We start from the raw sequence: 22,976 nt of genomic DNA, 5'->3' as shown, positions 1-22,976 counted from the left end.
CTTCTTCTAATACCGTCGAACTGTCAGGCTTATATTTGGTTTGAATGCGTGCGACAGGACGGCTATCCCGAAATATGAAGCGACGGCATCTTAGCCGAACGGGTAGTGCCTTTGGCGCGAAATGGCCGACGGGGACAGCATGATGGCGGATTACTACAGGCTGCCGCGCGCCGCCGGTATGCCGACATGGAATCGCGTATGCGATGCGGTAGATTATTGCGGCCGTCATGCTTAATGACGTGCGTGTTCGATGGCGTTGCGCAGCGGTCAAGCGGATGCTCGCGTATCGGCGCGAACGGCATCGACACGCATCGACATCCATCGAATAGGAGCGAGCGCCGCGCATGCCAACCCGCGCATCCGTTGCCCGCGCATCCTTTAGAATCGATCCGTCCTTCACCACGCCGCCCGCGCTCCGTGCCCGCCGATCACCGTCTCGACCTGAACCTGTTCCGCGTGTTCGACGCCGTCTACGTGCACGGCGGCATAGGTGCGGCCGCCCGCGCGCTGCACCTGACGCAGCCGGCCGTCACGCATGCGCTCAATCGGTTGCGCGCGCACTTCGACGATCCGCTGTTCGTGCGCCAGGGCAACCGCATCGTGCCGACCGAGCGCACGCGCGCGATCATCGCGGACGTGCAGCTCCACCTCGCCGGCCTGCAACGCACCGCGCGCGACCCGGCGGCGTTCGAGCCGGCGACGCTCGACCTGAGCATCGCGGTCGGCATCCGCGACGTGCTCGAATCGATCGCGCTGCCGCAGATCGTCGCCGCGTTCGCGGACGAAGCGCCGGGCCTGCGCTTCGTAAGCCGCCGCGTCGCGGTGCACGACATCGAGCGCGAACTTGCATCGGGCAACCTCGATCTCGCGGTCGATCGCCGCGTGCAGACCGGCCCGCGCATCGCGACCGAACACCTGCTCGACGATTCGCTGGTCGTCGCGATGCGGCACGATCATCCGCTGACGAGCGGCCCGCTGCGGCGCGGCGACTATTTCGCCGCCCGGCACGTCGCGGTGTCGTCGCACGGCGAACCGCAATCGCTCGACGTGCTGCTCGGCAACGACGGACGCTTGCGTCATATCCAGCTCGTCTGCCAGCACTATTTCGCCGCATGTCAGATCGCCGCGGCGGGCAATCTGCTGCTGACGCTGCCGCGCACGTATGCACTGCGCATGGCCGCGATGCTGCCGATCGCCGTGCAGCCGCTGCCGCTGCGGCTGAAGCCGTTTCCGCTGCTCGCGTACTGGCACGAATCGCGCGAAACCGACCGTGCGCACCAGTGGGTGCGCGAACGCGTCGCGGCCCTCGTGCGCCGGAGTGCCGGCGTCAGGGCCGACTGATCGCGTCGAACGTCGTCGCAACGCGCTGCGCCCGCGCTTTCCGGCAAGACGGTATGCTGACGGTCGACATGCCGCGCGTCGACGCGGCCCCTCTTTCCCGCTTACCGGAGATTCGCCATGCCGCTCATCCACGCTGCCGCCACCCTCGCCGCCGACGCGCCGAACTACGTCGTCCAGCTGCAGGCCGGCACGCACGCGCTGACCGGCGACGAAGCGCTGCGCGAAGGCGGCCAGGGCCTCGGGCCGGCGCCGTTCGAGCTCGTGCTCGCCGGCCTCGCGCAGTGCACGGCCGCGACGCTGCGCATGTACATGCAGCGCAAGACGTGGCCGGCCGTGCGCATCGACGTGCACACCGAGCTGCATGCCGATCGCGACGGCCAGCAATACGTGCGCCGCATCGTGACGCTCGACGGCCCGCTCGACGACGCGCAGCGCCAGCGCCTCGCGGAGATCTGCGAGAAGACGCCGGTGACGCTGTTCATCAAGCGCGGCACGCGCATCGAAACGACGCTGACCTGACACGCCGCGTGCCCGGCGTGCCTGGCGCGCCGGCCGTGCCGGTCCGCACGCATCGGCACGCAACAAGCAAAACGGGCGGGCCGCGCACGATGCGCGGCCCGCCCGTTTGCGGATGGGGTTCGGCGCTTACAGTCCGAGCGCGGACAGGTCCAGCTTGCCGTCCTTCATCGGCGGGCACCAGAAGTACGCGCCCGTCAGCGGCCGCGTGAAGCGGAACAGGCCGTCGACGATCCCGTCGTCCGCGCCGCTCATGCGGCGCATCTGCACGTCGAACGCGCGGAACGAGCAGCCGAACGCGACGAAATAGAGGCCCGCGCGGCGCGTGTCCGACCACGGCGACGAACGGCGCAGCATGAACGCCTCGGGCTCGAAGCTCTCCTGCGCGGTGCGCTTCACGTGCGCGAAGTCGGGCGCGTCGTCGAGTTCCTCGTTGTCCGAACGGCGACGCCCGACGATGTGGTCCATGTCGCCCGACGCAATACGCTCCATCTGGTCGAAGTCGTGCACCCACTGCTGCACCGCGACGAAGCTCGAACCGTCGAGCCCCGCGCCCTGCCCCGTCACGATCGCCGCGGCCACCGCGTCGTCGCCTTCCGGGTTCTCGGTGCCGTCCTCGTAGCCGGACAGGTCGCGATCGTTCGAATAGCGAAAGCCGTCGACGGCTTCCTGCAGCGCGAACGCCGGCGCGAGCGCGCGTTCGATCGCCCGCGCGCGCAGCACGATCTCGCCGCGGTCGTCCGAGCGAAGCCAGACCCACACGTCGGCCGGCGTCGCCGGCAGCGTGCGGTCGTTCACCGCGAACGCCGGATAGTCGGTCAGACCCGGCACCGGATGCCCGAGATAGGCAGCCAGCGCGTGCCCGAAGCCGACGACCGTGTCGCGTCCGTCGGCGATCTCGCGCAGCGCGGCTAGCGCCGCGGCGATATTGCCGTCATTCGACATCGTGAAAGTGAGGTATCGGGCTGCCGTATCGATCGGAGCCAGGATGCCTTGCTGAACGTCGCTCATCGTTTCCTCGGGAATGGTTCGGAATGAATCCGGGCGGGCGCGCATCGTCGCGCGCCGCGGACGCCGAAGTGTAATCGATGCGCCCGCCGGCCCGTGCCCGCCATCGCGGAACGTACGCGAAAAGGGGCCAAAACCTCGAATACTAACCGTATCGACGCCGCAACGTCGCATTCGTCAGACATTGCGGCGCGCGCGACACTCCTGATAAAATCATTGCACGTCTTTTCGGCGTCCTTTCAACCGTTCACTTCAGGGGAGGTGCAGATGTTCCGAATGCCAGCAGCCTTCCCGAACGTGGTCCCACGGCCCAGCTGATCCAGCCCGCCGTCCGCGCCGGCTCCCGAGTTTTCCGCTGACCCGTCAGCCGCGCTTTCCCGACAGCCCGTTTCGTTCCGCCCGCGTGTTTCGCGCGGCCCGGCTGTTGCGTTTTCGACGTTCTCCGAACCGGAAAGTCCCGTCGCGCGATGCGACGGGCAACGATACATGACCAGAAAAACCTCCCATCTGGGCGGCCACGCGTTCCGGGCCGTCTTCGGCTTCACCGTCCGTTACTGGCGCAAGCAGCCGGCGCGCATCGCAACCGTCGCGAGCCTCGCGCTGCTCGCCGCGCTCGCCGACGTCCTCACGCCGCTGTTCGCCGGCCGCCTCGTCGACGCGCTGTCGACCGGCCTGACCGACCGCGCGGCCGCGTGGCATTCGGCCCTCGTCGCGTTCGGCACGCTCGCCGCGCTCGGCATCGGCGCGACGGTGCTGCGCCAGGGCGTCTACCTGAACATCATCACGCTCACGCTGAAGATGATGAGCGAGATCGCCGCCGCGTCGTTCCACCGCGTGCAGCGCTTCTCGACCGACTGGCACGCGAACAGCTTCGCGGGCTCGACCGTGCGCAAGATCACGCGCGGGATCTGGGCGCTCGACCTGCTCAACGACACCGTGCTGATCGCGCTGCTGCCGTCGGTCGCGATGCTGGTGGGCGCGACCGTGCTGCTCGGCGCGCACTGGCCCGTGATGGGGCTCGTCGTGGGCGCGGGTTCGCTGCTGTACATCGCGGTGACGGTCGCGGTGTCGCTCGGCATCGTCGCGCCGGCCGCCCGGCTCGGCAACCTGTGGGACACGCGCTTGGGCGGCGCGCTCGCCGATGCCGTGAGCTGCAACGCGGTCGTCAAGGCGTTCGGCGCGGAAACGCGCGAGGAAGCGCGGCTCGCGCGCGTGATCGGCAAATGGCGGCAGCGTACGCGCCGCACGTGGGTGCGCGGCACGTTCAACGGCGGGCTGCAGGGCGCGATGCTCGTCGCGATGCAGGCCGCGATGATCGGCGTCGCGCTGCGGCTGTGGGCGAACGACGAAGCGAGCGTCGGCGACATCGCGTTCGCGCTGACGATGTTCTTCATGCTGCAGGGCTACTTGCGCGACGTCGGCATGCACATCCGCAACCTGCAGCGCTCGGTAAACGACATGGAAGAGCTCGTCGCGCTCGAACGCCAGCCGCTCGGCATCGACGATCGCCCCGGCGCGCCGGCCATCCGGATCGGGCAAGGCGAAATCCGCTTCGAGCACGTGACGTTCCGCTACGGCAACCATCCGGTGCCGCTGTACGACGATTTCTCGATGCGGATCGCGCCCGGCGAACGCGTCGGGCTCGTCGGCCATTCGGGGTCGGGCAAGACGACGTTCATCAAGCTGATCCAGCGCCTGTACGACGTGTCGGGCGGCCGCATCACGATCGACGGCCAGGACATCGCGCAGGTGCGGCAGGAGTCGCTGCGCAGCCAGATCGCGATCGTCCAGCAGGAGCCCGTGCTGTTCCACCGCACGCTCGCGGAGAACATCGCGTATGCACGCCCCGACGCGAGCCGCGCCGACATCGAGCGCGCCGCGCGTCTCGCCAGCGCGCACGACTTCATCGTCGCGCTGCCGGACGGCTACGACACGCTCGTCGGCGAACGCGGGATCAAGCTGTCGGGCGGCGAGCGCCAGCGCGTCGCGATCGCGCGCGCGTTCCTTGCGGATGCGCCGATCCTGATCCTCGACGAAGCGACGTCGAGCCTCGACAGCGAAAGCGAGCTGCTGATCCAGCAGGCGATGGAGCGGCTGATGGTCGGCCGCACGACGCTCGTCGTCGCGCACCGGCTGTCGACCGTGCGCGCGCTCGACCGGCTGCTGGTGCTCGATCGCGGCAAGGTGATCGAGGAAGGCAACCACGACGCGCTGATCCGCATCGACGGCGGCATCTACCGCCGGCTGTTCGAGCGGCAGGCGCTGGAGCTGGCGAAGGGGCTCGCCGATTCGCCGCGGCACATGGCGGATCGCGATGCCGGGCCGCTGGGAGAGCCGGCGGAGGTCTGACGCGGGCGCGTCGCGACATGGCCCGGCGGCGCGGTCATCGCCGCTGGGCCATGTCGGCGGCAATCGGTTCCGGATCGAGACCGTGCCCCGCGCACGGCCTTTTTCGTGTGCGCGGCACGGGTTCGGCGGCGCCGAACCGCGCGCCGCCGCGTGTCCGCCGCCGGGATCACTTATCATGTCGGCCAGGCAATTCGCGACGAAAGGCAGACCATGTTTACAGGCATTGTTCAGGGCATCGGCACCATCGACGCCATCAAGGATCACGGCGAGCTGAGGACCTTCAGCATCGCATTCCCCGAGCGGTTCACCGACGATATCGAGATCGGCGCGAGCGTGTCGGTCGATGGCGTGTGCCTGACGGTGACGACCATCCATTCGCCGGAGCTGATCGACTTCGACGTGATGTTGCCGAGCCTGAAAATCACCACGCTGGCCGACCTGGCGATCGGCTCTCGGATCAACGTGGAGCGGGCCGCGAAGGACGGCGCGGAAATCGGCGGGCATCCGCTGTCCGGCCATGTCGACTTCCCGGGGACCATCCTGCACATCGCGTCGTCCGAGCACAACCGGATGATCCGCATCGGCGTGCCTGCCGAGTTCAAGCGCTATGTGTTCGCGAAGGGCTACATCGCGATCAACGGCTGCAGCCTCACGGTTTCGGACGTCAATCGCGACGAAGGCTGGTTCGACGTCTGGCTGATTCCCGAAACGCGCCGCGCGACCACGTTCGATGCGAAGGGCGTCAACGACAAGGTCAACATCGAGATCGAGCGCAGCACGCAGGTCGTCGTGGATACGATCCGGGAAGCGGTCAAGGAAACGCTCGGCGAGTTGAACGGCGTCGTCACCGCGCTGCTGGCGGAAAAAGGCATCGATATCGAGGAATTGCTGGCGCGCAACGTCGCGCGGCTGCCGAAGCAGTAAAGGGGAATTACCCGCGTGCTAGGTGATCCGCTGGATCACCGAGTACCGGGTGCCGTCGGAAAACACCTCGATCCACGGCTCCGATTCCTCGAACGTCCAGAGGACGAGATCGAGATCGATCGGCTCATCGCCGTCGTCGGGCCACGCCATGTTCCATCCGCCCGCGACGGCCACCACCCCGCCCGTGTAGAGCGGGCATTGCGCCATCCACGCGCGCGCGTAGTCGTGCGCGGCAGTGCCCTTGAAGTTGTCGTTGAACCCCCAGTCGCGCTGCCAGCCGCATGCGTCGAGGTAGGCGTCGATCGCGGCGGAGCCGAAGCGGAACACCGCGTCGACCGGCGGAAGCGACGTTGCATCGGATCGGCACAGCGGGCGATCCGAACGAACAGGTTGCGTGGCAGTCTCCACGCGGCCGCCCGTACCGCTTTCGTCGAGATACACGTTCAGCCAGATGCCGTCGCGCTCGACGGAGATGCACAACGCGCCGGCGTCGATCCCATGCCAGTAGCCGGTGACGGCTTCGCCGTCGGCCGCGAAGCGGTACGCACGGCATGGCCTGGCGAGGCGCTTCGCTTCGGTCAGAAAGTCGTCCAGTGTCATTGGATGCCTCTCCTGTTCGAGCGTCCCGGGTATCGTATCGCGCCGCTGCGATCGAACGACGTCAAGCGTGGCCGCACCCTCACTCCGCCTCCACCCGCGCCCCCTTCCCCACCGCCACGCGCTGCGCGCGATAAATCCCCGCGTGTCCGGAGAACAGATACGCGACGACACAGGCGACGATCGCATACACGCCGATATCCGCGCCGAACAGTTCGATCGCCATGATCGTCGACGCGATCGGCGTGTTGGCCGCGCCCGCGAACACCGCGACGAAGCCGAGCCCCGCGAGCACGGGCACCGGCAGCGCCAGCACCTGGCCGAGCGCGTTGCCGAGCGTCGCGCCGATGTAGAACAGCGGCGTCACTTCGCCGCCCTTGAATCCCGACGCGAGCGTGACGACGGTGAACGCGAACTTGCCCGCGAAATCGTAAAGCGGCAGCGGGCCGTGAAACGCGGCCTCGATCGTCGGGATGCCGAGGCCGAGATACTGCGGCACGTTCAGCACGGTCGCGGCCACGGCGACCACCAGGCCGCCGAGCACCGGCTGCAGCGGCGCATGGCGGATCACGCGGCGAAACCACGCGGTCAGCGCATGCGTCGCAAACGCGAACAGCCGCCCGACCACGCCGAACGCGATGCCCGCGACGATCGTCACGGCCAGCCCCGTCGCCGATACGGCCGGCACGAACGAAATCGCATAGGCCGTGTGATGGACGCCCCACGCGCGGCACACGACGTCCGCGACGATCGCCGACGCGACGCAGGTCAGCAGCGCGTCGTATCGCACCCGTCCGATCGCGAGCACCTCGAGCCCGAACACGGCGCCCGCGAGCGGCGTGCCGAACACCGACGCGAAGCCGGCCGCGATGCCGCCCATCAGCAGCACGCGGCGATGCTCGCGATCGAGACGAAACAGGTGCGTGACGCGATCGGCGAGCGCGCCGCCCATCTGCACGGCCGTGCCCTCGCGGCCGGCCGACCCGCCGAACAGGTGCGTGACGACGGTCGCGACGAGCACGAGCGGCGCCATCCGCTTCGGCACGAGCGCCTTCGGGTCGTGAATCTCGTCGATCAGCAGGTTGTTGCCGCGCGCGACCGACTGGCCGAAGCGATGGTAGACCCAGCCGGTGGCGAAACCGGCGGCCGGCAGCCCCCACAGCAGCCACGGATGCGCGACGCGCGTACCGGTCGCCCAGTCGAGCGCGATCAGGAACAATGCGGAAGCCGTACCGGCCAGCGCGCCGAGCAGCGCTGAAAGCGCGAGCCAGCGGCACACGTAGCGCACGGTCGCGAAAAGATCGGCAGAAGTCGTGAAGAACATGATTTCCAGATTCGACGGAACATCAAAACCTGGGCGGCAGAATACCGGATGGACGGCCTGCGACCTCCTGACGACCCAGGAACACGCAGGCATCATCAGCCGGGCGAACCGGCGGTTGAGGGCCGCACCGCGCGCGTCATGCGCCGCGAACGACCACAGGGAGGCATGCCATCTCCGCAGGCCGCGATTGTACGCGACGCCGCGCCACGCACGCAATGCGGACGCCGGCGCGCCACGAAACGACGGCGCCTGCCCGATGCGCCGCCGTCAGTCGCGCGGCGCGAGCGCGATTCGCGCGATCAACCGGGGCGCGATCTGTTCGAGCGGCAGGATCGCCGACGCCGCGCCGACCGCCGCGGCCGCCTTCGGCATCCCGTACACGGCGCTGGTCGCTTCGTCCTGCGCGATCGTATAGCAGCCCTTCGCACGCATGGCCTTCAGGCCGAGCGCGCCGTCGCGTCCCATGCCCGTCAGCAGCACGCCGAGCGCATCGCCCTGCCAGCCGTCCGCGACGCTGTTGAAAAACACGTCGATCGACGGCCGGTACGGCGTTTCGGCCGGATGCCGCGTATAGCCGAGCACGCCGCGCGGCGACAGCGTCAGATGGTCGTTGGTCGCCGCGAGCAGCACCTCGCCCGCTTCCGGCACGCTGCCCTGCCGGGCGACGCGCACCGGCAGCCGCGTATAGCCGTCGAGCCATTCGGCCATGCCGTACGCGAATGCCTGGTCGACGTGCTGGACGATCACGATCGCGGCCGGAAAATCGGCCGGCAGCGCGCGCAGCAGTGCGGTGAGCGCGGTCGGCCCGCCCGCCGACGCACCGATCGCGACGAGCGTCGGCTGTCCGCGCGTGGGCGCCGGCCCCGGCGGCACGAGCGCCGCGGTGCGGCTTTCGAGCAGCCGGCCGATCTGGTCGATCTTCGCGAGCAGCGCCTGCGGCGGCGCATCGGTCGACAGTCCGAGAGCGAGCGTCGGCGTGTCGACCGCGTCGAGCGCGCCGGCGCCCATCGCTTCGTACACCGACGACGTGTTCGCGCTGACGCTCGCCGTCACGATCAGGATCGCGCATGGCGCGCGCGCCATGATCCGGCGCGTCGCGGCGACGCCGTCGACCTTCGGCATCACGAGATCCATCAGGACGACGTCGGGCGGATGCGCGACGCAGAAATCCACGGCCTCGTCGCCATCGGTCGCCACCCACAGCACGCGATGGTCCGCGCGCAGCGCGATCACGCGGCGCAGCGCCTCCACGGCCAGCGGCAGGTCGTTGACGATGCCGATGTTCATCTGCGCGCGTCTCCGATCAGATCGTGCACGGCATCGAGCAGCGCCTCGTCGTGGAAGCTGCTCTTCGCGAGGTAGTAATCGGCGCCGGCGTCGAGCCCGCGACGGCGATCCTCGTCGCGATCCTTGTACGACACGATCATCACCGGCACGCGCTTGAGCATCGGGTCGCTCTTGATCAGCGTGACGAGTTCGATGCCGTCCATGCGCGGCATGTCGACGTCGGTCACGACGAGATCGAACGCATCGCTGCGCACCGCGTTCCACCCTTCCATCCCGTCGACCGCGACCGTCACGTCGTAGCCGCGCTTTTCGAGCAGCTTGCGTTCGAGCTCGCGCACCGTCAGCGAATCGTCGACGACGAGCACGCGGCGGCGCCGGTCGGCGAGCGCGAGTTGCGGATCGCGCGTGAGCCGCGCGAGTTGCCCGCCGCGCACGAGCTTGTCGACCGAGCGGATCAGATCCTCGACGTCGACGATCAGCACCGGGTCGCCATTCTCGAGCAACGCGCCGGCCGCGATGTTCTGGATCTTGTGCAGACGGCTGTCGAGCGGCTGCACGACCAGCATCCGTTCGCCGAGGAAGCGGTCGACCGCGACGCCGTACAGCTCGGGTTCGCCGCCGACGACCACGACCGCGGTGGTGGCGCGCGCGGCATCGGGCTCGCCCGCGTCGAGCAGCTGATGCGCGGCGACGAGGCCCGCGCGCCGGCCGTCGAACGGAAAATGCGGCTGCCCTTCGAGCACGTCGATGTCGTCGTGCGCGAGTTCGAGCGTGCGGCGCACATGCGCGAGCGGGAACGCATACGGTTCGCCGCCGACCTCGACGAGCAGGCTGCGAATCACCGACAGCGTGAGCGGCAACTGCAGCACGAAGCGCATGCCCGCGCCCGGCTCGTTGAAGATCCGCACCGCGCCGCGCACGCCGCGCACCATCTCCTGCACCGCGTCGAGGCCGACGCCGCGCCCCGATACGTCGGTCACCGCATCGCGCATCGAGAAGCCCGGCAGCAGCAGGAATTCGAGCAGTTCGGGATCGGACAACCGCGCGGCCGTCTCGTCGTCGGTCAGGCGCTGGCGCACGACGGCCGCGCGCAGCGCATCCATGTCGACGCCCGGCCCGTCGTCGATCACGCTGACGAGCAGCGAGCCGGCGCTGTGGCGCGCCTCGAGCGTGACACTCGCCTCGGCCGGCTTGCCGCGCGCGTGGCGCGCGTCGGGCGAATCGACGCCGTGGTCGATCGCATTGCGCAGCAGATGGCCGAGCGGCGCGTCGAGCAGGTCGAGGATGTCGCGATCGACCTGCGTGCCTTCACCGACGATCGAGAAACGCACCTGCTTGCCGAGCGAGCGCGCGAGATCGCGGACGATGCGCGGATACGCGCGCGTCGCGTCGCCGAACGGCCGCATCCGGCATTGCAGCGCCTCGTCGTACAGTTGCTCGGCGATATGCGTGCTGCGCCGCTCGAAGCGGTCGAATTCGTCCATGCGCTCGGCAAGCGAGCGCTGCAGGTCGTTGAGCATGTGCCGCACTTCGTTCATCGACGCGAGCATGCCGGCGTCGAGATCGTCGGCGAACTGCTCGTACATCAGGTCGAGCGAACGGGCCGCGTCGCGCTGCGCGCGCTTCACGCGCAGCATCGATTCGGCGAACGGCTTGAGCCAGCGCGATTCGACCAGCGATTCGCCGGACAGGCTCAACAGCCGGTTCAGCGTGTCGGCGCGCACGCGGCGCATCGCACCGGCGCCCGCCATGCGGCCGGCCTGGGCCGGATCGGGCACCGTGCCCGATACGGCGAGCGGCGGCACCGCGGCACTCGCGCCGACCGGCTCGTTGGCGGCGCCGTCGTGTTCGCGATACGGCACGAACGACGGCGGCACCGGCGGCGGCACGGCGGCCGGCGCCTGCATCGTCCGCGCGCCGTCGGCGCCCGTCAGCGCCGCGGCGAACACGTCGATCTCGGTCTGCGACACGGGCTGCCCCTGCGGATCGCCGACGCGCACCAGCAAATCGACGCCGGCCAGCAGCACGTCGACGTGCGTGGCCGTCAGCGCGATCGTGCCGGCCTGCGCGGCGACGAAGCATTCCTCCATCCGCCCGGCGATCTCGACGCCGAGCGGCACGCCGACGATGCGCGCGGCGCCCTTCAGCGAATGCGCGGCGCGCATGCACGCCTCGAGCGCGACGGAATCGGGCTCGCCCGACTCGAGCGCGAGCAGCCGCTCCGACAGCGCCTGGGTCTGCGTGCGCGTCTCCTCGCGATACAGCTCGAGCAGCGACAGGTGGCTCAGGTCGTCATCGCCGCTCATCGCATGCTCCGTGTCACGGCGTCGAACAGACGATCGTCGTCGAGCAGCCCCACCGACTTGCCGCGCCACGACAGCACGCCGCGCGACAGGCCCGCGCTCGCGCGCCCGACCGTGGCAGGCACCGGCACCCAGTCGGAGGCACCGAAGCGCAGCACGCCCTCGACTTCGTCGACCGGAAACACGATCGGTTCGCCCTGGTGCGCGGCCACCAGCAGCCGCGTGAAACGGCCGTCGCCGCTGCCGCTGCCGGTGTTGCCGGTCGTGCCGGCATCGAGGCCGAGCAGCGCGCCGATCGAGATCGCGATGCGCAGCGTGCCGCGGATGTTGACCACCCCGCGCACGGCCGAATGGCGGCGATGCGGTAGGGAATGGATCGGGCGCGTGCCGGCGATCTCGCGCAGCACGCCGATCGGCAGCGCGAGCCATTCGTCGGCCACCCGGAACGCGAGCGCCGCATGGCGCGTATCGCCGTCGTCGTCGCGCGCATGCGCGGTGCCGAACGCGCTCATCCGGCGCGTGACGTCCGCCATTTCGGCGACGTCAAGCGGACGCTCGAGCAGCTTCGCCGCGTGACGGGCGTAGACCGGGCAGTTCAGGCAGCGCAGGCAGTCGTTCAGCCGCTCGCACGAGCGGTCGCCGCGCGTGCCGATCCGGTTCCAGCAATCGTCGACGTCGAGCGTCGCGTCGTCAGTGGCAGCGGCGGCGCGGTTCATGAGTTTCTCTGGTCATCGCGGTGTCGGTCCCATTCCCGTCGTGTCAGCCGGCCGAACGCCGGGCGCGTTCGAGCAGCCATTGCGCGCCCGCACGATCGCCGCCGACGTCGAGCAGCGTCGCGAGATGCGTCAGCGCCTCATGATGCGTTGGGCGCAGGTACAGCGCCTTCCGGTAGAAGTCGCCCGCTTCCGAGGCGCGCCCGCGCGCATCCGCGATCAGTCCGTTCAGGTAGAACGCATCGGCATGCGGGCCGACGCGCGCCGAGAACTGCGCGAGCACGCGCTCGGCCTCGTCGAACGCGCCCGCGTTCGCCAGAGCCTGTGCATCCTCCAGCGTCGGGGCATCGTCGATCGCCGGCGCGATGCCGTCGTAGGCCGGCGCGGCCGCCACGGCGGTTGCCACCGCCAGCGCGGCCCGTGCGTCGATTGCGGCCGTCCGCACGGCCGGCGCCGCCGCGAACGGCTGACGCACGTCGCCGAGCCAGGCCGACGGCTCGACGGCCACCGCCGGGCGCGGCGCGGTGAGCGGTGCGACCGTGAAGCGCTCCGCGCGCCGGGGCGCGGCCGCCGCGGGCAACGGCGCGACCGGCCGGGCCGCGCATGCATCGGCCGCCGCAGCACCGGCCGACTCGCGATGAAACGCGAACGCCAGCGGCACGCGCGCCGAGCGCATCCCCTGCCGCATCGCGACACCCGTCTCCGCCGGCCCGACGAACAGCATGCCGTCGTCGGCGAGACGCGCGTCGAGCGAGCGGATCACGCGATCCTGCGCATCGCGGTCGAAATAGATCAGCACGTTGCGGCAGAACACGAAATCGTAGCGAATGCCGTTATCGGCGACCGGTTCGACGAGGTTCGCGTGACCGAACTGCACGCACGCGCGCACGCGCTCGTCGAGCAGCCAGCCGTCGCGGGTCGGCGTGAAGTACCGCGTACGAAACTCCGTCGCCGTCCCGCGGAACGCATTGCGTCCGTAACAGCCGAGCCGCGCCTGCTCGATCGCGCGCGCGCTGAGGTCGATCGCGTCGATCGCGAAGCTGGCCGGCTCGAGCCCCGCATCCAGCAACGCCATCGCCGCCGAATACGGCTCCTCGCCCGTCGAGCACGGCGCGCTCAGCACGCGAATCACGCGGCCGGGCATCGCGGCGAGCCGTTCGGCGGCCTCCCGCGCGAGCGTGGCGAAGGCTTCGCGGTCGCGGAAGAACCACGTCTCCGGGACGACGAACAGCTCGATCAGCGCGCGCCGTTCGTCGGCCGACGCGTTGAGCTGCTGCCAGTACGCGTCGAGCGCTTCCGGCGTCACGGGCAGCCGCGCGGCCGACGGCACGCGCTCGCCGTCCCCCTGCAACGCATGCACGCGATCCGTCAGCGCCCGCATCAGGAAATCGTTGCCGAGCGAATCGGGGTCGATGCCGGTCTCGCGCAGCAGCCAGCCGCGAAATCGCGATTCGGACACGTTCATGCGGATTCCCCCCCGTGGCCCGACAGGCCGTCGAACAGATACAGGCGTGCAACGTCGTCGATCAGGTCGGACACGGACATCTGCTGCACGACACCGTCGGGCGTGTTCGCGACCTGCCCGAGCCAGCGCGTGCGCGCGGTCGAGACGCCGCTGGCGCGGAACGCCGCGCGGTCGATGCGCATCGTCTGCGTCGCGCGCTCGACGATCAGGCCGAGCGTGCGCTCGCCCCCGGTGTGACCGGAGCGATAGCGGACCATCACGAGCCGCGTCGAGCGCAGCGCCTGCGCGCGCCGCCCGAGCGCCAGCATCGGCACGTCGATCACCGGCACCGGCTCGCCGCCGCGCATCAGCAGCCCGGCGATCCAGTCGGGCGCGCCGGGCACCGCCTTCGTGACGGCGAGCGGCAGCACCTCTTCGATGCCGGCCGCGTCGAGCGCGTAACGCTCGCCGTCGAGCTCGAACATCAGGAACAGCGCGTGAGCGCCGTTCTGCGTGTCGGCGCGCGTCACGCGTCGACCTTGAAGCGTGACACGCTGGTGCGCAACTGGTTCGCGACGAGCGTCAGGTCGTCGATGGCCTGCGACGACTGGCGCAGCGACTCGGCCGTCTGCTGCGCGGCCTCCGACAGCTGCGACAACGCCTGCGTGATCTGCTCGGCGCCGTTCGCCTGCGTCTGCATGCCCTCGTTGACCATCTGGAAGCGCGGCGAGAGCGTCTGCACCTCGGAGATGATCTGCGACAACTGCCCGCCGACCTGCTGCACGTCGAGCATCCCGCGGCGCACTTCCTCGGAGAACTTGTCCATTCCCATCACGCCCGCCGACACGGCCGACTGGATTTCCTTCACCGTCTGCTCGATGTCGTAGGTCGCGACGGCCGTCTGGTCGGCCAGGCGGCGGATCTCGGTCGCGACGACCGCGAAGCCGCGGCCGTACTCGCCGGCCTTCTCGGCCTCGATCGCCGCGTTCAGCGACAACAGGTTGGTCTGGTCGGCCACCTTCGTGATCGTCGCCACCACCTGGTTGATGTTCAGCGCCTTCTCGTTGAGGATCGCGAGCTTCGCGTTCACCGAGCCGGCCGCGTCCATCACGCTGCGCATCGTCTCGCCCATCCGCGTGAGCCCGCTCTGGCTCACGCCCGCGAGCGTCGCCGACTGCTCGGCCACGCCGGCCACCTCGTTCATCGTGCGCAGCAGGTCGCGCGACGTGGCGAAGATCTCGCGCGAGGTCGCGCCGATCTCGGTCGTCGTCGCCGCGGTCTCGTTCGCGGTGGCCTGCTGCTCGCGCGACGTCGCCGCGATCTCGGCCACCGACGTCGTCACCTGCAGCGACGACTGCTGCGCGCGCGAGACCAGCTCCGTCAGTTCGTCGGCCATCCGGTTGAAGCCCGTCTCGAGCGTGCCGAATTCGTCGCGGCGGCGCAGGTCGAGGCGACGCGTCAGGTTGCCGGTGCGCATCACGTCGTGCACCTCGACGAGCCGCGCCATCGGCACGGTGACCGAGCGGTACAGCATGTAGCCGAGCCCCAGCGCGGACAGCAGCATGAACGCCAGCGCGGTCGCCAGCACGATCTCGGTGTCCTGCACGGATTCGCGGATCAGCTTCGCGGACTGCTCCGCGAACTTGCGGTTCTCCTGCACCAGCACGTTCGCGTTGCGCACGACCTCGGTCCATGCGGGCAGCGCTTTCGCGTACGCGGCGACTGCCTCGTCGTGCGATGCGCGGCTCTTCTGCATCGCGTCGTTGAGCAACGGCACGTAGTGATCGTAGGCGCCGCGGAACGCCATGAAGCGCTGCCGGTCGTCGTCGCGGAACGTCGTGTTCTGGTAGTCCACCGACAGCGATTCGGTTTCCTTCAGCGCGTCGGCGATCTTCGCGAGATCGCGCTGCACGGCTTCGGGCCCGGTGTCGACGAAGGTCGCCTGCTGCAGCAGCATGAACGATTCGTTGACCGAGCCGCGCAGCGACGACGCGAGATAGACGCCGGGCAACGAGTCGCGCTCGATGCTGACGGCTTCGGCGTTGATCGCGCGCAGTCGCTCGTACGACACGCCGGCTGTCACCAGCATCAGCACGAACAGCACGCCGAAGCTGAGCAGGATGCGATTGCCGAGCGTCAGCCGGGCAGCGCCGATCGTCGGATGCAGGCTTTCATTGGTCGCGCGGGGCGTCACGGTGGCCATGTTCGTTATGGGCTTTCTAGATTCAGCGTTGAAAAAATCCGCGCCCGCGTGCGCGCCGGGGGGCGCGCCACGAGCGCATCGGGGTCTCGCGGGCGGCGCGGCGCCGGCAGGCCGCGCCGCGACATCACTGCTCCGCTTGCGCCGGCAGCCGAAGCGCGACCATGAAGCCGCGCGCCGTATTGCGCATCAGGATCTTGCCGCGATGCCGCGCCGCCGTCGCGCGGACGAACGCCAGGCCGAGGCCGAAACCGCCGCGCGCCGCGCCGTGCGCGGATTCGAGCTGCACGAACGACTCGGTCGCGGCCGCGCGCTGTTCCGGCGCGATGCCGGCGCCGGCATCCTCGACGCCGATCAGCCAGGCGCCGTCGTCGCCGCTCAGCGTGCAATGTACGTCCATCCCGGCCGGGCCGTACTTCAGCCCGTTGTCGATCAGGTTCGCGACCGCGCGTGTCAGCATCATGCGGTCGCCCATCGTCACGCACTCGGTATCGGGCACGTGCGCGATCACCCGGCAGCCGAGCCCGGCCGCCTTCTCCCACAGCTGGTCGACGGCGTCGAGCACGATCTCGTTGAGACTCAGGACCTCGTGCGCGCGGCGCTCGGACTGCGCGCGGGTCAGGTGGATGAAGCCGTCGGCGAGCGCGAGCGCGCGCCGCGCATGGCCGGCGATGCGCTCCATGATCGCCGGCATGTCGCCGTGTTCGGTCCGGTAGACGTCGAGCAGCGCGAGGATCGACGTCTGCGGCGAGCGCATGTCGTGCGACAGGAAATCGAGCGCCTCGTCGCGCTGCCGCGACATCAGGTACGAATTCGAGTGATAGCGGATGCGCGCGGTCAGCTCCATCGCGTCGGGAAGCTTCACCAGATAGTCGTTCGCGCCGGCGATGAACGCCTCGCGCTTGACGATCGGCTCCTCCTTCGCGGACAGCACGATGATCGGCACGCGTGCGGTGCCGGCGTCGGCGCGCCACGCGCGCACGAGATCGAGGCCGTCGATCTCCGGCATCACGAGATCCTGCAGGATGACCGTCGGCTTCACGTCGCGCGCGACCGCCATCGCCCGATGCGCGTCGGTGCACACGTGCAGGTCGATGTCGTGCTCGCTGCGCAACGCGCGGCGGATCACCTCGCCGACGAACGGCTGGTCGTCGACGAGGAGGACCGATAACCCCGGTTCGAGGCAATCCGAGGCATTATCACTGCTCGATTCTTTCATAAATACAGTTTCAAACGCCGAATCTCCAATCGATTCTTTCATAGGAGTTGTTTATCCGACTTGGACACTATCTTATATTGGCAGTTGTAAAACCCGCCTGATTTCGCCGATTTGGCCTGTCGGCACTGCCTTGCAGGGCTTCGGACGCCGCTTGTTTCCCCGTCGACGACCGCATTACCTCCGCATTCTTTCTCTCAATAAACATAACCGGCTGATTCTAAATGAAATTAGAACACAGCATCTATCTCCTTCCGGTTTAGTTTTGCCGAATATGCGGAAAGAGACGGAAACAGATAAATCAGATCATTTCCGGATTCGAAAGACGATAACGTTTGCGGGACCGCCGCGATGAGGTTTGCATGCGCTGCAAGGCTGGCGTCCAGTGTCTTATTGGGGCCGGATTCGGATGCCCGACAGGTCGACCCGCACATCGAGCCGACGACGCTTGCGAACCATCCGACTCGAAAGGCCGAATACCGGCAGCAGTGCTGCACGCAGCGGCGCGATGACGCCGAGCGCAATCGTCACGTGGCAACGCGCCGGCCCGCCAGCGCGCCAGCGGGGCATCCGGGCATCCGGGCATCCGGGCATCCGGGCATCCGGGCATCCGGGCATCCGGGCATCCGGGCATCCGGGCATCCGGCACGATACATCTGCCCCTCGGCGGCCAATCGCAGACGAAATCCTCTCGAACACCGCCCGCCTGTCGAAACGAGGCGCTTTTCGACAGCCTGCTAGCCGCGCGCGTGCTGCGCGGATACTTCCTGCAGGTCGAGGTCGCGTTCGAGCGTATGCAGCATCTCGTCGTGGATGCGCCCGGACCGGTGCAGGCGCAACAGTTCGGCGCGCCCGGCCCGGATCGCGGCCAGCACCACGTCGTAGTGCGCGACGCGCACTTCCGCCGGATACGCGGGCTCGTTCTTCGTCCGTTCGGTCAACTGGGCGCGATACGTGTATTGCTCGAGCAGGCGCGGATGGATCACGACGCCGTTCTCGTCGTGCACGAGCGGCTGGATCGCGGCGAGCTGCGCGGCCTCGACGTACGCCCACGTCTGCGGCTCGGTCAGGTGGTGCGCGGCGCGCTCCTCGCGCTGCGGCAGGCGCAGCAGCCGGATCAGCGGCCCGATCGTCGTACCCTGCAGCAGCACGGTGACGAGAATCACCGCGAACGACGCGACCAGGATCACGTCGCGGCCGGGCAGCGCCTCGGGCAGCGACAACGCGATCGCCAGCGTCACCACGCCGCGCATGCCGGCCCAGCTCATGATCGTCGCGGCCTTCCAGTCGGGCGCCGGCCCGCGCCGCGCGAGGCCGCGCACCGGCCACTTCAGCGCCTCGACGGCGTAGATCCACACGAAGCGCGACACGATCACCGCCGCCAGCACCGCGAGCACGGGCGGCACCATCGTGCCGAGCACTTGCTCGAAGCCGCCGAGCCGGTGGATCGCGCCGCGCAGCGACAGCCCGATCAGCACGAACACCATCGCCTCGAGCAGGAACACGATGACCTGCCAGAACGCGGTGCCCCGCGTGCGCACGGCCGCCGAGAATACCTCGTGCTGATGCCAGCCGACGATCATGCCGGCCGTGACCGTCGCGATCACGCCCGACACCTCGACCATTTCGCCCGCGATGTACGCGATCCATCCGGCAATCACCGCGACGGTGATCACGAGGTAGTCGTCGTCGAGCAGCTTCAGGAACCACACGACGAGCTTGCCGACCACGAAGCCGACCACCACGCCGCCGAGCCCGAGCTCCGCGAAGCGCACGACCGCGTGCTCGAGGCTGAACGCACCAGTGAGCGCGGCCGCGACCGCGAAGCGGAACAGCACGAGGCCGGCCGCGTCGTTCAGCAGGCTCTCGCCTTCGAGCAGCACCATCAGCCGGCGCGGCAGCGCGACGCGTTCGAGCACGGCCTTCGCGGCGACCGCATCGGGCGGCGACACGATCGCGCCGAGCGCGAAGCACGCGGCCCACGGCAGCGCCGGCACGACCCAGTGCACGGCGAAGCCGACCGCGAACGTCGTGAACACGACCGCGCCGATCGCCAGCATCAGAATGCCGCCGACGTTGCGCTTGAATTCTTCCCACACGGAGAAGTACGCACCGTCCATCAACAGCGGCGGCAGGAATACCAGCAGCACCAGCTCGGGATCGAGGTTGACCGGCGGCAGACCGGGGATGAACGCGATGCCGATGCCGCCGATCAGCAGCGCGGCCGCGGGCGGCAGCCGCAGCCGCTTGGCGATGTATTCGAGCGCGACGATCGCGAGGAATGACAACAGAACCAGCTTGAATGCCGAGACGGGGGACATGAATCGACCTCGTGGAGAATGAATTCGCGCTTTCCGGCGTCGTACCCCGGTCGGCAGTTTCGCGCGATTACATCACGAGGCGAGGCCCATAGTCGAGCCTGTTTCCGGGCGGCTGCGCAGGACGCGTGCGGTGTGGTGCCGTGCCGCTCTGCGCCACCATGAAAAAACGGCACGCGGGCCGGCCCGATCGCCCGCCCGCGTGCCGTCGCGGCACCGCACCGCACCGCCCGTCGCGCGTTACCGACGCCGCACCACCATCAGCCGCGGCTCGGTCATGTCCTCGATCGCGTAGCGGACGCCTTCGCGGCCGAGGCCCGAATCCTTCACGCCGCCGTACGGCATGTTGTCGACGCGGAACGACGGCACGTCGTTGATCACGACGCCGCCGACCTCCAGCTCGTCCCACGCGCGCTGCGCATGCGTGAGCGAATCGGTGAACACGCCGGCCTGCAGCCCGAAGTCGCTGTCGTTCACGCGCGCGAGCGCGTCGTCGAAGCGGTCGAACTTCTCGAGGATCGCGACCGGGCCGAACGCCTCCTTCCGGTACAGGTCCTGCTCGCGCCCGACGTTTTCCAGCAGCGTCGCCTCGAACATCGCGCCGTCGACCTTGCCGCCCGCGACGATCTTCGCCCCCGCCGCGACGGCCGCGTCCATCCAGCCCGACAGCCGGCGCGACTCGGATTCGGAGATCATCGGGCCGACGAACGTCGACGAATCCTTCGGATCGCCCATCTTCAGCGAACGCGTCTTCGCGATCAGCTTCTCGCGCAGCGCGTCGTAAAGATCGGCATGCACGAGGATCCGCTGCACGCCGATGCAGCTCTGGCCCGACTGGTAGTACGCGCCGAACGCGAGCCGCTCGACCACGTAATCGAGCCGGTCGCGCTGGTCGGCATCGACGATCGCGGCCGCGTTGCCGCCGAGCTCCAGCACGACTTTCTTCTTGCCGGCCTTCTCCTTCAGCGCCCAGCCGACGGCGGGCGAACCGGTGAACGACAGCAGCTTGAAGCGCTCGTCGGTCGTGAACAGGTCGGCGCCGTCGCGATGCGCGGGCAGCACCGAGAACGCGCCCTTCGGCAGGTCGGTTTCCGCGAGCACCTCGCCGATGATCAGCGCGCCAATCGGCGTGCGGCTCGCCGGCTTCAGCACGAACGGACAACCGGCCGCGAGCGCGGGCGCGACCTTGTGCGCGGCGAGGTTCAACGGAAAGTTGAACGGGGAGATGAACGAGCACGGGCCGACCGGCACGCGCTTCGTGTAGCCCGTATAGCCCTGCGCACGCGCGGAGATCTCGAGGTTGACGATCTCGCCGTCGATGCGCACCGATTCCTCGGATGCGACGCGGAACGTATCGATCAGCCGCGTGACTTCGCCCTTCGAATCGTTGATCGGCTTGCCGGCCTCGATGCACAGCGCCTCGGCCAGCTCGTCGAAACGTTCGCGAAACCGCGCGACGCAATGATCGAGCACGGCCTGCCGCTTGTAGGCCGGCATCTCGCGCATCGGCTTCGCGGCGTCGACTGCCGCGGCGATCGCCGCATCGATCGCCTTCGCATCGGCCAGCGCGACGCGCGTGGCGACCTTGCCGCTGAACTTGTCGGTCACCTCCAGATCGGTGTTCGCGTAGACGGCTTCATTGGCGAGGTAGTACGGATAGGTTTCCTTCAACATGGAACGACTCCTTCCTGTGAACGGGGATTTCAGAGTTGCGCCGACAGGCGCTTGATCTCGCGGTTCAGCACGCGCTCGTTGTCCGAGTAGTCGATCGGCACGTCGATCACGTGCACGCCCGGCGACGAGAAGCACTCGCGCAGCAACGGCTCGAGATCGTCGGCCGACTCGACGCGATGCCCGTGCGCGCCGTAGCTTTGCGCGTACGACACGAAATCGGGGTTCTGCAGCGTCATCGCGAAATCGGGGAAATTCATGTTCTCCTGCTTCCAGCGGATCATCCCGAACGCATCGTCGCGCAGGATCATCACGACGATGTCGAGCTTCAGCCGCACGGCCGTTTCGAGCTCCTGCGAATTCATCATGAAGCCGCCGTCGCCGCACACGGCGATCACCTTGCGCTGCGGATGCACGATCTTCGTCGCGATCGCCGACGGCAGGCCCGCGCCCATCGACGCGAGCGCGTTGTCGAGCAGCAGGGAATTCGGCTCGTGCGCACGCCAGTAACGCGCGAACCAGATCTTGTACATCCCGTTGTCGAGACAGACGATGCCGTCGAGGGGCAGCGCGTTGTACAGATCGTTCACGATCCGCACCGGATACATCGGGAAGCGCGGATCGTGCTGGCCCTTTTCCAGATGCGCGTCGAAATGCGACTTGATCATCGTGAAGCGCGTGAAATCCCAGTGCGGCTGCGGCGACATGGCCTCCTTCATCTGCCACACCGCGTTCGCGATGTCGCCGACCACCTCGATCTGCGGGAAATAGACGGGGTCGACCTGCGCGCCGAGGAAGTTCACGTGGATCACGGTCTTGTCGTCGGTGCGCATGAAGAACGGCGGCTTCTCGATCACGTCGTGACCGACGTTGATGATGCAATCCGCATGCTCGATCGCGCGATGCACGAAGTCGCCGTCGGACAGCGTCGCGTTGCCGAGCCACAGCGGGTGCGTCTCGTCGATCACGCCCTTGCCCATCTGCGTCGTGAAGAACGGGATACCCGTCTTGTCGACGAATTCGAGCAGCATCTTGCAGGTGGTCTTGCGGTTGCCGCCCGCGCCGATCATCAGGAGCGGATGGCGCGCGGCCTGGATCGCGTCGACCGCGTGCGCGACCGCCTTCTCCTCCGCGACCGGCCGCCGGCTGTAGCTGCGCGGGATCGGCTTGCCGTCGCCCTCCTCGTGCGCGATGTCTTCGGGCAGTTCGAGGTGCGCGGCGCCCGGGCGCTCCTCCTCCGCGCGGCGGAACGCTTCGCGCACGGCCGACGGGATGTTGCCGATCGACACGATTTGCCGCGTGAACTTCGTGAGCGGCTGCATCATGTCGACCACGTCGACGATCTGGAAGTGGCCCTGCTTGCTGGACTTGATCGGCTTCTGCCCGGTGATCATCAGCATCGGCATCCCGCCGAGCTGCGCATACGCGGCGGCCGTCACGAAATTGGTCGCGCCGGGCCCGAGCGTCGCGAGACACACGCCGGTGCGGCCCGTGAGGCGGCCGTAGGTGGCGGCCATGAACCCGGCCGCCTGCTCGTGCCGGGTCAGCACGAGCTTGATCTTCGAGCGCCGCAGCGATTCGAGCAGATCGAGGTTTTCTTCGCCTGGAATGCCGAACACGTACTCGACGCCTTCGGCTTCCAGGGCCTTCACGAACAGATCCGATGCTTTCATGGGGACTCTCGGTTATGCCGCCTGCCCGGCCTACGGACACGCGGCGTTCAGGACGCGCGCCGGCCTACGGCACGCGGACGCCTTACCTACTG

Annotated in this window: 18 protein-coding genes and 1 riboswitch; of the genes, 4 read left to right on the top strand and 14 right to left on the bottom strand. The window is 68.6% G+C overall.

Features of this window, described 5'->3' with window-relative positions:
- Window positions 1-417 precede the first annotated feature (417 nt).
- Together CFB46_RS22895 and CFB46_RS22890 are read left to right on the top strand one after the other, a co-directional pair.
- Window positions 418-1,341 carry a LysR family transcriptional regulator gene (locus tag CFB46_RS22895; RefSeq protein WP_089501387.1) on the top strand — a complete coding sequence of 308 codons (924 nt, stop codon included), beginning with the start codon at window positions 418-420 and terminating at the stop codon, window positions 1,339-1,341.
- 117 nt (window positions 1,342-1,458) lie between these two features.
- Window positions 1,459-1,860 carry an OsmC family protein gene (locus CFB46_RS22890; RefSeq protein ID WP_027782484.1) on the top strand — a complete coding sequence of 134 codons (402 nt, stop codon included), beginning with the start codon at window positions 1,459-1,461 and terminating at the stop codon, window positions 1,858-1,860.
- 126 nt (window positions 1,861-1,986) lie between these two features.
- Here the strand turns inward: CFB46_RS22890 and CFB46_RS22885 are convergent, their stop codons facing one another.
- Complete coding sequence (locus CFB46_RS22885; protein ID WP_089501386.1) at window positions 1,987-2,868, bottom strand: Dyp-type peroxidase; 882 nt, start codon at window positions 2,866-2,868, stop codon at window positions 1,987-1,989.
- A 483-nt stretch (window positions 2,869-3,351) separates the two neighbouring features.
- Between CFB46_RS22885 and CFB46_RS22875 the strand changes: the two genes are divergently transcribed.
- Window positions 3,352-5,214 (top strand): ABC transporter ATP-binding protein, encoded by a 1,863-nt coding sequence (locus CFB46_RS22875; protein ID WP_089501385.1) that lies wholly within the window; start codon window positions 3,352-3,354, stop codon window positions 5,212-5,214.
- A 210-nt stretch (window positions 5,215-5,424) separates the two neighbouring features.
- Window positions 5,425-6,138: a riboflavin synthase subunit alpha gene (locus tag CFB46_RS22870; RefSeq protein ID WP_089501384.1), complete on the top strand. Its 714-nt coding sequence runs from the start codon at window positions 5,425-5,427 to the stop codon at window positions 6,136-6,138.
- Window positions 6,139-6,156: 18 nt separating this feature from the next.
- Here CFB46_RS22870 and CFB46_RS22865 read toward each other — a convergent pair whose 3' ends face one another.
- From CFB46_RS22865 to CFB46_RS22805, 13 genes are all read right to left on the bottom strand, one after another.
- On the bottom strand, window positions 6,157-6,738 hold the full coding sequence (locus tag CFB46_RS22865) for a hypothetical protein (protein WP_089501383.1): 582 nt from the start codon (window positions 6,736-6,738) through the stop codon (window positions 6,157-6,159).
- Window positions 6,739-6,817: 79 nt separating this feature from the next.
- The gene (locus CFB46_RS22860) at window positions 6,818-8,059 is read right to left on the bottom strand and encodes a voltage-gated chloride channel family protein (protein ID WP_089501382.1); all 1,242 of its coding nucleotides are present in this window, start codon (window positions 8,057-8,059) and stop codon (window positions 6,818-6,820) included.
- A 79-nt stretch (window positions 8,060-8,138) separates the two neighbouring features.
- Window positions 8,139-8,244: riboswitch (Fluoride riboswitch) on the bottom strand.
- 82 nt (window positions 8,245-8,326) lie between these two features.
- On the bottom strand, window positions 8,327-9,346 hold the full coding sequence (locus CFB46_RS22855) for a chemotaxis response regulator protein-glutamate methylesterase (protein WP_027782478.1): 1,020 nt from the start codon (window positions 9,344-9,346) through the stop codon (window positions 8,327-8,329).
- Complete coding sequence (locus CFB46_RS22850; RefSeq protein WP_089501381.1) at window positions 9,343-11,652, bottom strand: hybrid sensor histidine kinase/response regulator; 2,310 nt, start codon at window positions 11,650-11,652, stop codon at window positions 9,343-9,345. The genes CFB46_RS22855 and CFB46_RS22850 overlap by 4 nt, the downstream gene beginning before the upstream one ends.
- Window positions 11,649-12,365 carry a chemotaxis protein CheW gene (locus tag CFB46_RS22845; RefSeq protein ID WP_089501380.1) on the bottom strand — a complete coding sequence of 239 codons (717 nt, stop codon included), beginning with the start codon at window positions 12,363-12,365 and terminating at the stop codon, window positions 11,649-11,651. Before CFB46_RS22845 ends, CFB46_RS22850 begins: the two co-directional genes overlap by 4 nt.
- Before the next feature lie 43 nt (window positions 12,366-12,408).
- Window positions 12,409-13,827, bottom strand: coding sequence for a CheR family methyltransferase (locus tag CFB46_RS22840; protein WP_089501379.1), 1,419 nt, complete (start codon window positions 13,825-13,827; stop codon window positions 12,409-12,411).
- Window positions 13,824-14,336, bottom strand: a complete 513-nt coding sequence (locus CFB46_RS22835; protein WP_089501378.1) for a chemotaxis protein CheW — start codon at window positions 14,334-14,336, stop codon at window positions 13,824-13,826. Before CFB46_RS22835 ends, CFB46_RS22840 begins: the two co-directional genes overlap by 4 nt.
- Window positions 14,333-16,009 (bottom strand): methyl-accepting chemotaxis protein, encoded by a 1,677-nt coding sequence (locus tag CFB46_RS22830; protein WP_027782473.1) that lies wholly within the window; start codon window positions 16,007-16,009, stop codon window positions 14,333-14,335. The genes CFB46_RS22835 and CFB46_RS22830 overlap by 4 nt, the downstream gene beginning before the upstream one ends.
- A 124-nt stretch (window positions 16,010-16,133) precedes the next feature.
- Entirely contained in the window at window positions 16,134-17,267 is a 1,134-nt protein-coding gene (locus CFB46_RS22820) for a hybrid sensor histidine kinase/response regulator (protein WP_089501377.1), read from the bottom strand.
- Between the two features lie 345 nt (window positions 17,268-17,612).
- Window positions 17,613-17,753, bottom strand: coding sequence for a hypothetical protein (locus CFB46_RS36035; RefSeq protein ID WP_179235104.1), 141 nt, complete (start codon window positions 17,751-17,753; stop codon window positions 17,613-17,615).
- Window positions 17,754-17,959: 206 nt separating this feature from the next.
- The gene (locus CFB46_RS22815; RefSeq protein WP_089501376.1) at window positions 17,960-19,543 is read right to left on the bottom strand and encodes a Na+/H+ antiporter; all 1,584 of its coding nucleotides are present in this window, start codon (window positions 19,541-19,543) and stop codon (window positions 17,960-17,962) included.
- Window positions 19,544-19,780: 237 nt separating this feature from the next.
- A complete protein-coding gene (locus tag CFB46_RS22810) occupies window positions 19,781-21,214 on the bottom strand; it encodes an aldehyde dehydrogenase family protein (RefSeq protein WP_089501375.1) in 1,434 nt (477 codons plus the stop codon).
- 29 nt (window positions 21,215-21,243) lie between these two features.
- Window positions 21,244-22,884: an acetolactate synthase large subunit gene (locus CFB46_RS22805; RefSeq protein ID WP_027782469.1), complete on the bottom strand. Its 1,641-nt coding sequence runs from the start codon at window positions 22,882-22,884 to the stop codon at window positions 21,244-21,246.
- Window positions 22,885-22,976 lie beyond the last annotated feature (92 nt).

The organism is Burkholderia sp. HI2761 (assembly GCF_002223355.1).
GTDB lineage: Bacteria > Pseudomonadota > Gammaproteobacteria > Burkholderiales > Burkholderiaceae > Burkholderia.
This window is presented reverse-complemented; position numbering and strand designations above follow the sequence as displayed.

What these genes read in the sequence shown, in the direction of transcription:
- CFB46_RS22890 (WP_027782484.1), top strand. Translation starts at nt 1,459, where the DNA reads ATGCCGCTCATCCACGCTGCCGCCACCCTCGCCGCCGACGCGCCGAAC.
- CFB46_RS22885 (WP_089501386.1), bottom strand. Translation starts at nt 2,868, where the DNA reads ATGAGCGACGTTCAGCAAGGCATCCTGGCTCCGATCGATACGGCAGCC.
- CFB46_RS22875 (WP_089501385.1), top strand. Translation starts at nt 3,352, where the DNA reads ATGACCAGAAAAACCTCCCATCTGGGCGGCCACGCGTTCCGGGCCGTC.
- CFB46_RS22870 (WP_089501384.1), top strand. Translation starts at nt 5,425, where the DNA reads ATGTTTACAGGCATTGTTCAGGGCATCGGCACCATCGACGCCATCAAG.
- CFB46_RS22865 (WP_089501383.1), bottom strand. Translation starts at nt 6,738, where the DNA reads ATGACACTGGACGACTTTCTGACCGAAGCGAAGCGCCTCGCCAGGCCA.
- CFB46_RS22860 (WP_089501382.1), bottom strand. Translation starts at nt 8,059, where the DNA reads ATGTTCTTCACGACTTCTGCCGATCTTTTCGCGACCGTGCGCTACGTG.
- CFB46_RS22855 (WP_027782478.1), bottom strand. Translation starts at nt 9,346, where the DNA reads ATGAACATCGGCATCGTCAACGACCTGCCGCTGGCCGTGGAGGCGCTG.
- CFB46_RS22850 (WP_089501381.1), bottom strand. Translation starts at nt 11,652, where the DNA reads ATGAGCGGCGATGACGACCTGAGCCACCTGTCGCTGCTCGAGCTGTAT.
- CFB46_RS22845 (WP_089501380.1), bottom strand. Translation starts at nt 12,365, where the DNA reads ATGAACCGCGCCGCCGCTGCCACTGACGACGCGACGCTCGACGTCGAC.
- CFB46_RS22840 (WP_089501379.1), bottom strand. Translation starts at nt 13,827, where the DNA reads ATGAACGTGTCCGAATCGCGATTTCGCGGCTGGCTGCTGCGCGAGACC.
- CFB46_RS22830 (WP_027782473.1), bottom strand. Translation starts at nt 16,009, where the DNA reads ATGGCCACCGTGACGCCCCGCGCGACCAATGAAAGCCTGCATCCGACG.
- CFB46_RS22820 (WP_089501377.1), bottom strand. Translation starts at nt 17,267, where the DNA reads ATGAAAGAATCGATTGGAGATTCGGCGTTTGAAACTGTATTTATGAAA.
- CFB46_RS22815 (WP_089501376.1), bottom strand. Translation starts at nt 19,543, where the DNA reads ATGTCCCCCGTCTCGGCATTCAAGCTGGTTCTGTTGTCATTCCTCGCG.
- CFB46_RS22810 (WP_089501375.1), bottom strand. Translation starts at nt 21,214, where the DNA reads ATGTTGAAGGAAACCTATCCGTACTACCTCGCCAATGAAGCCGTCTAC.
- CFB46_RS22805 (WP_027782469.1), bottom strand. Translation starts at nt 22,884, where the DNA reads ATGAAAGCATCGGATCTGTTCGTGAAGGCCCTGGAAGCCGAAGGCGTC.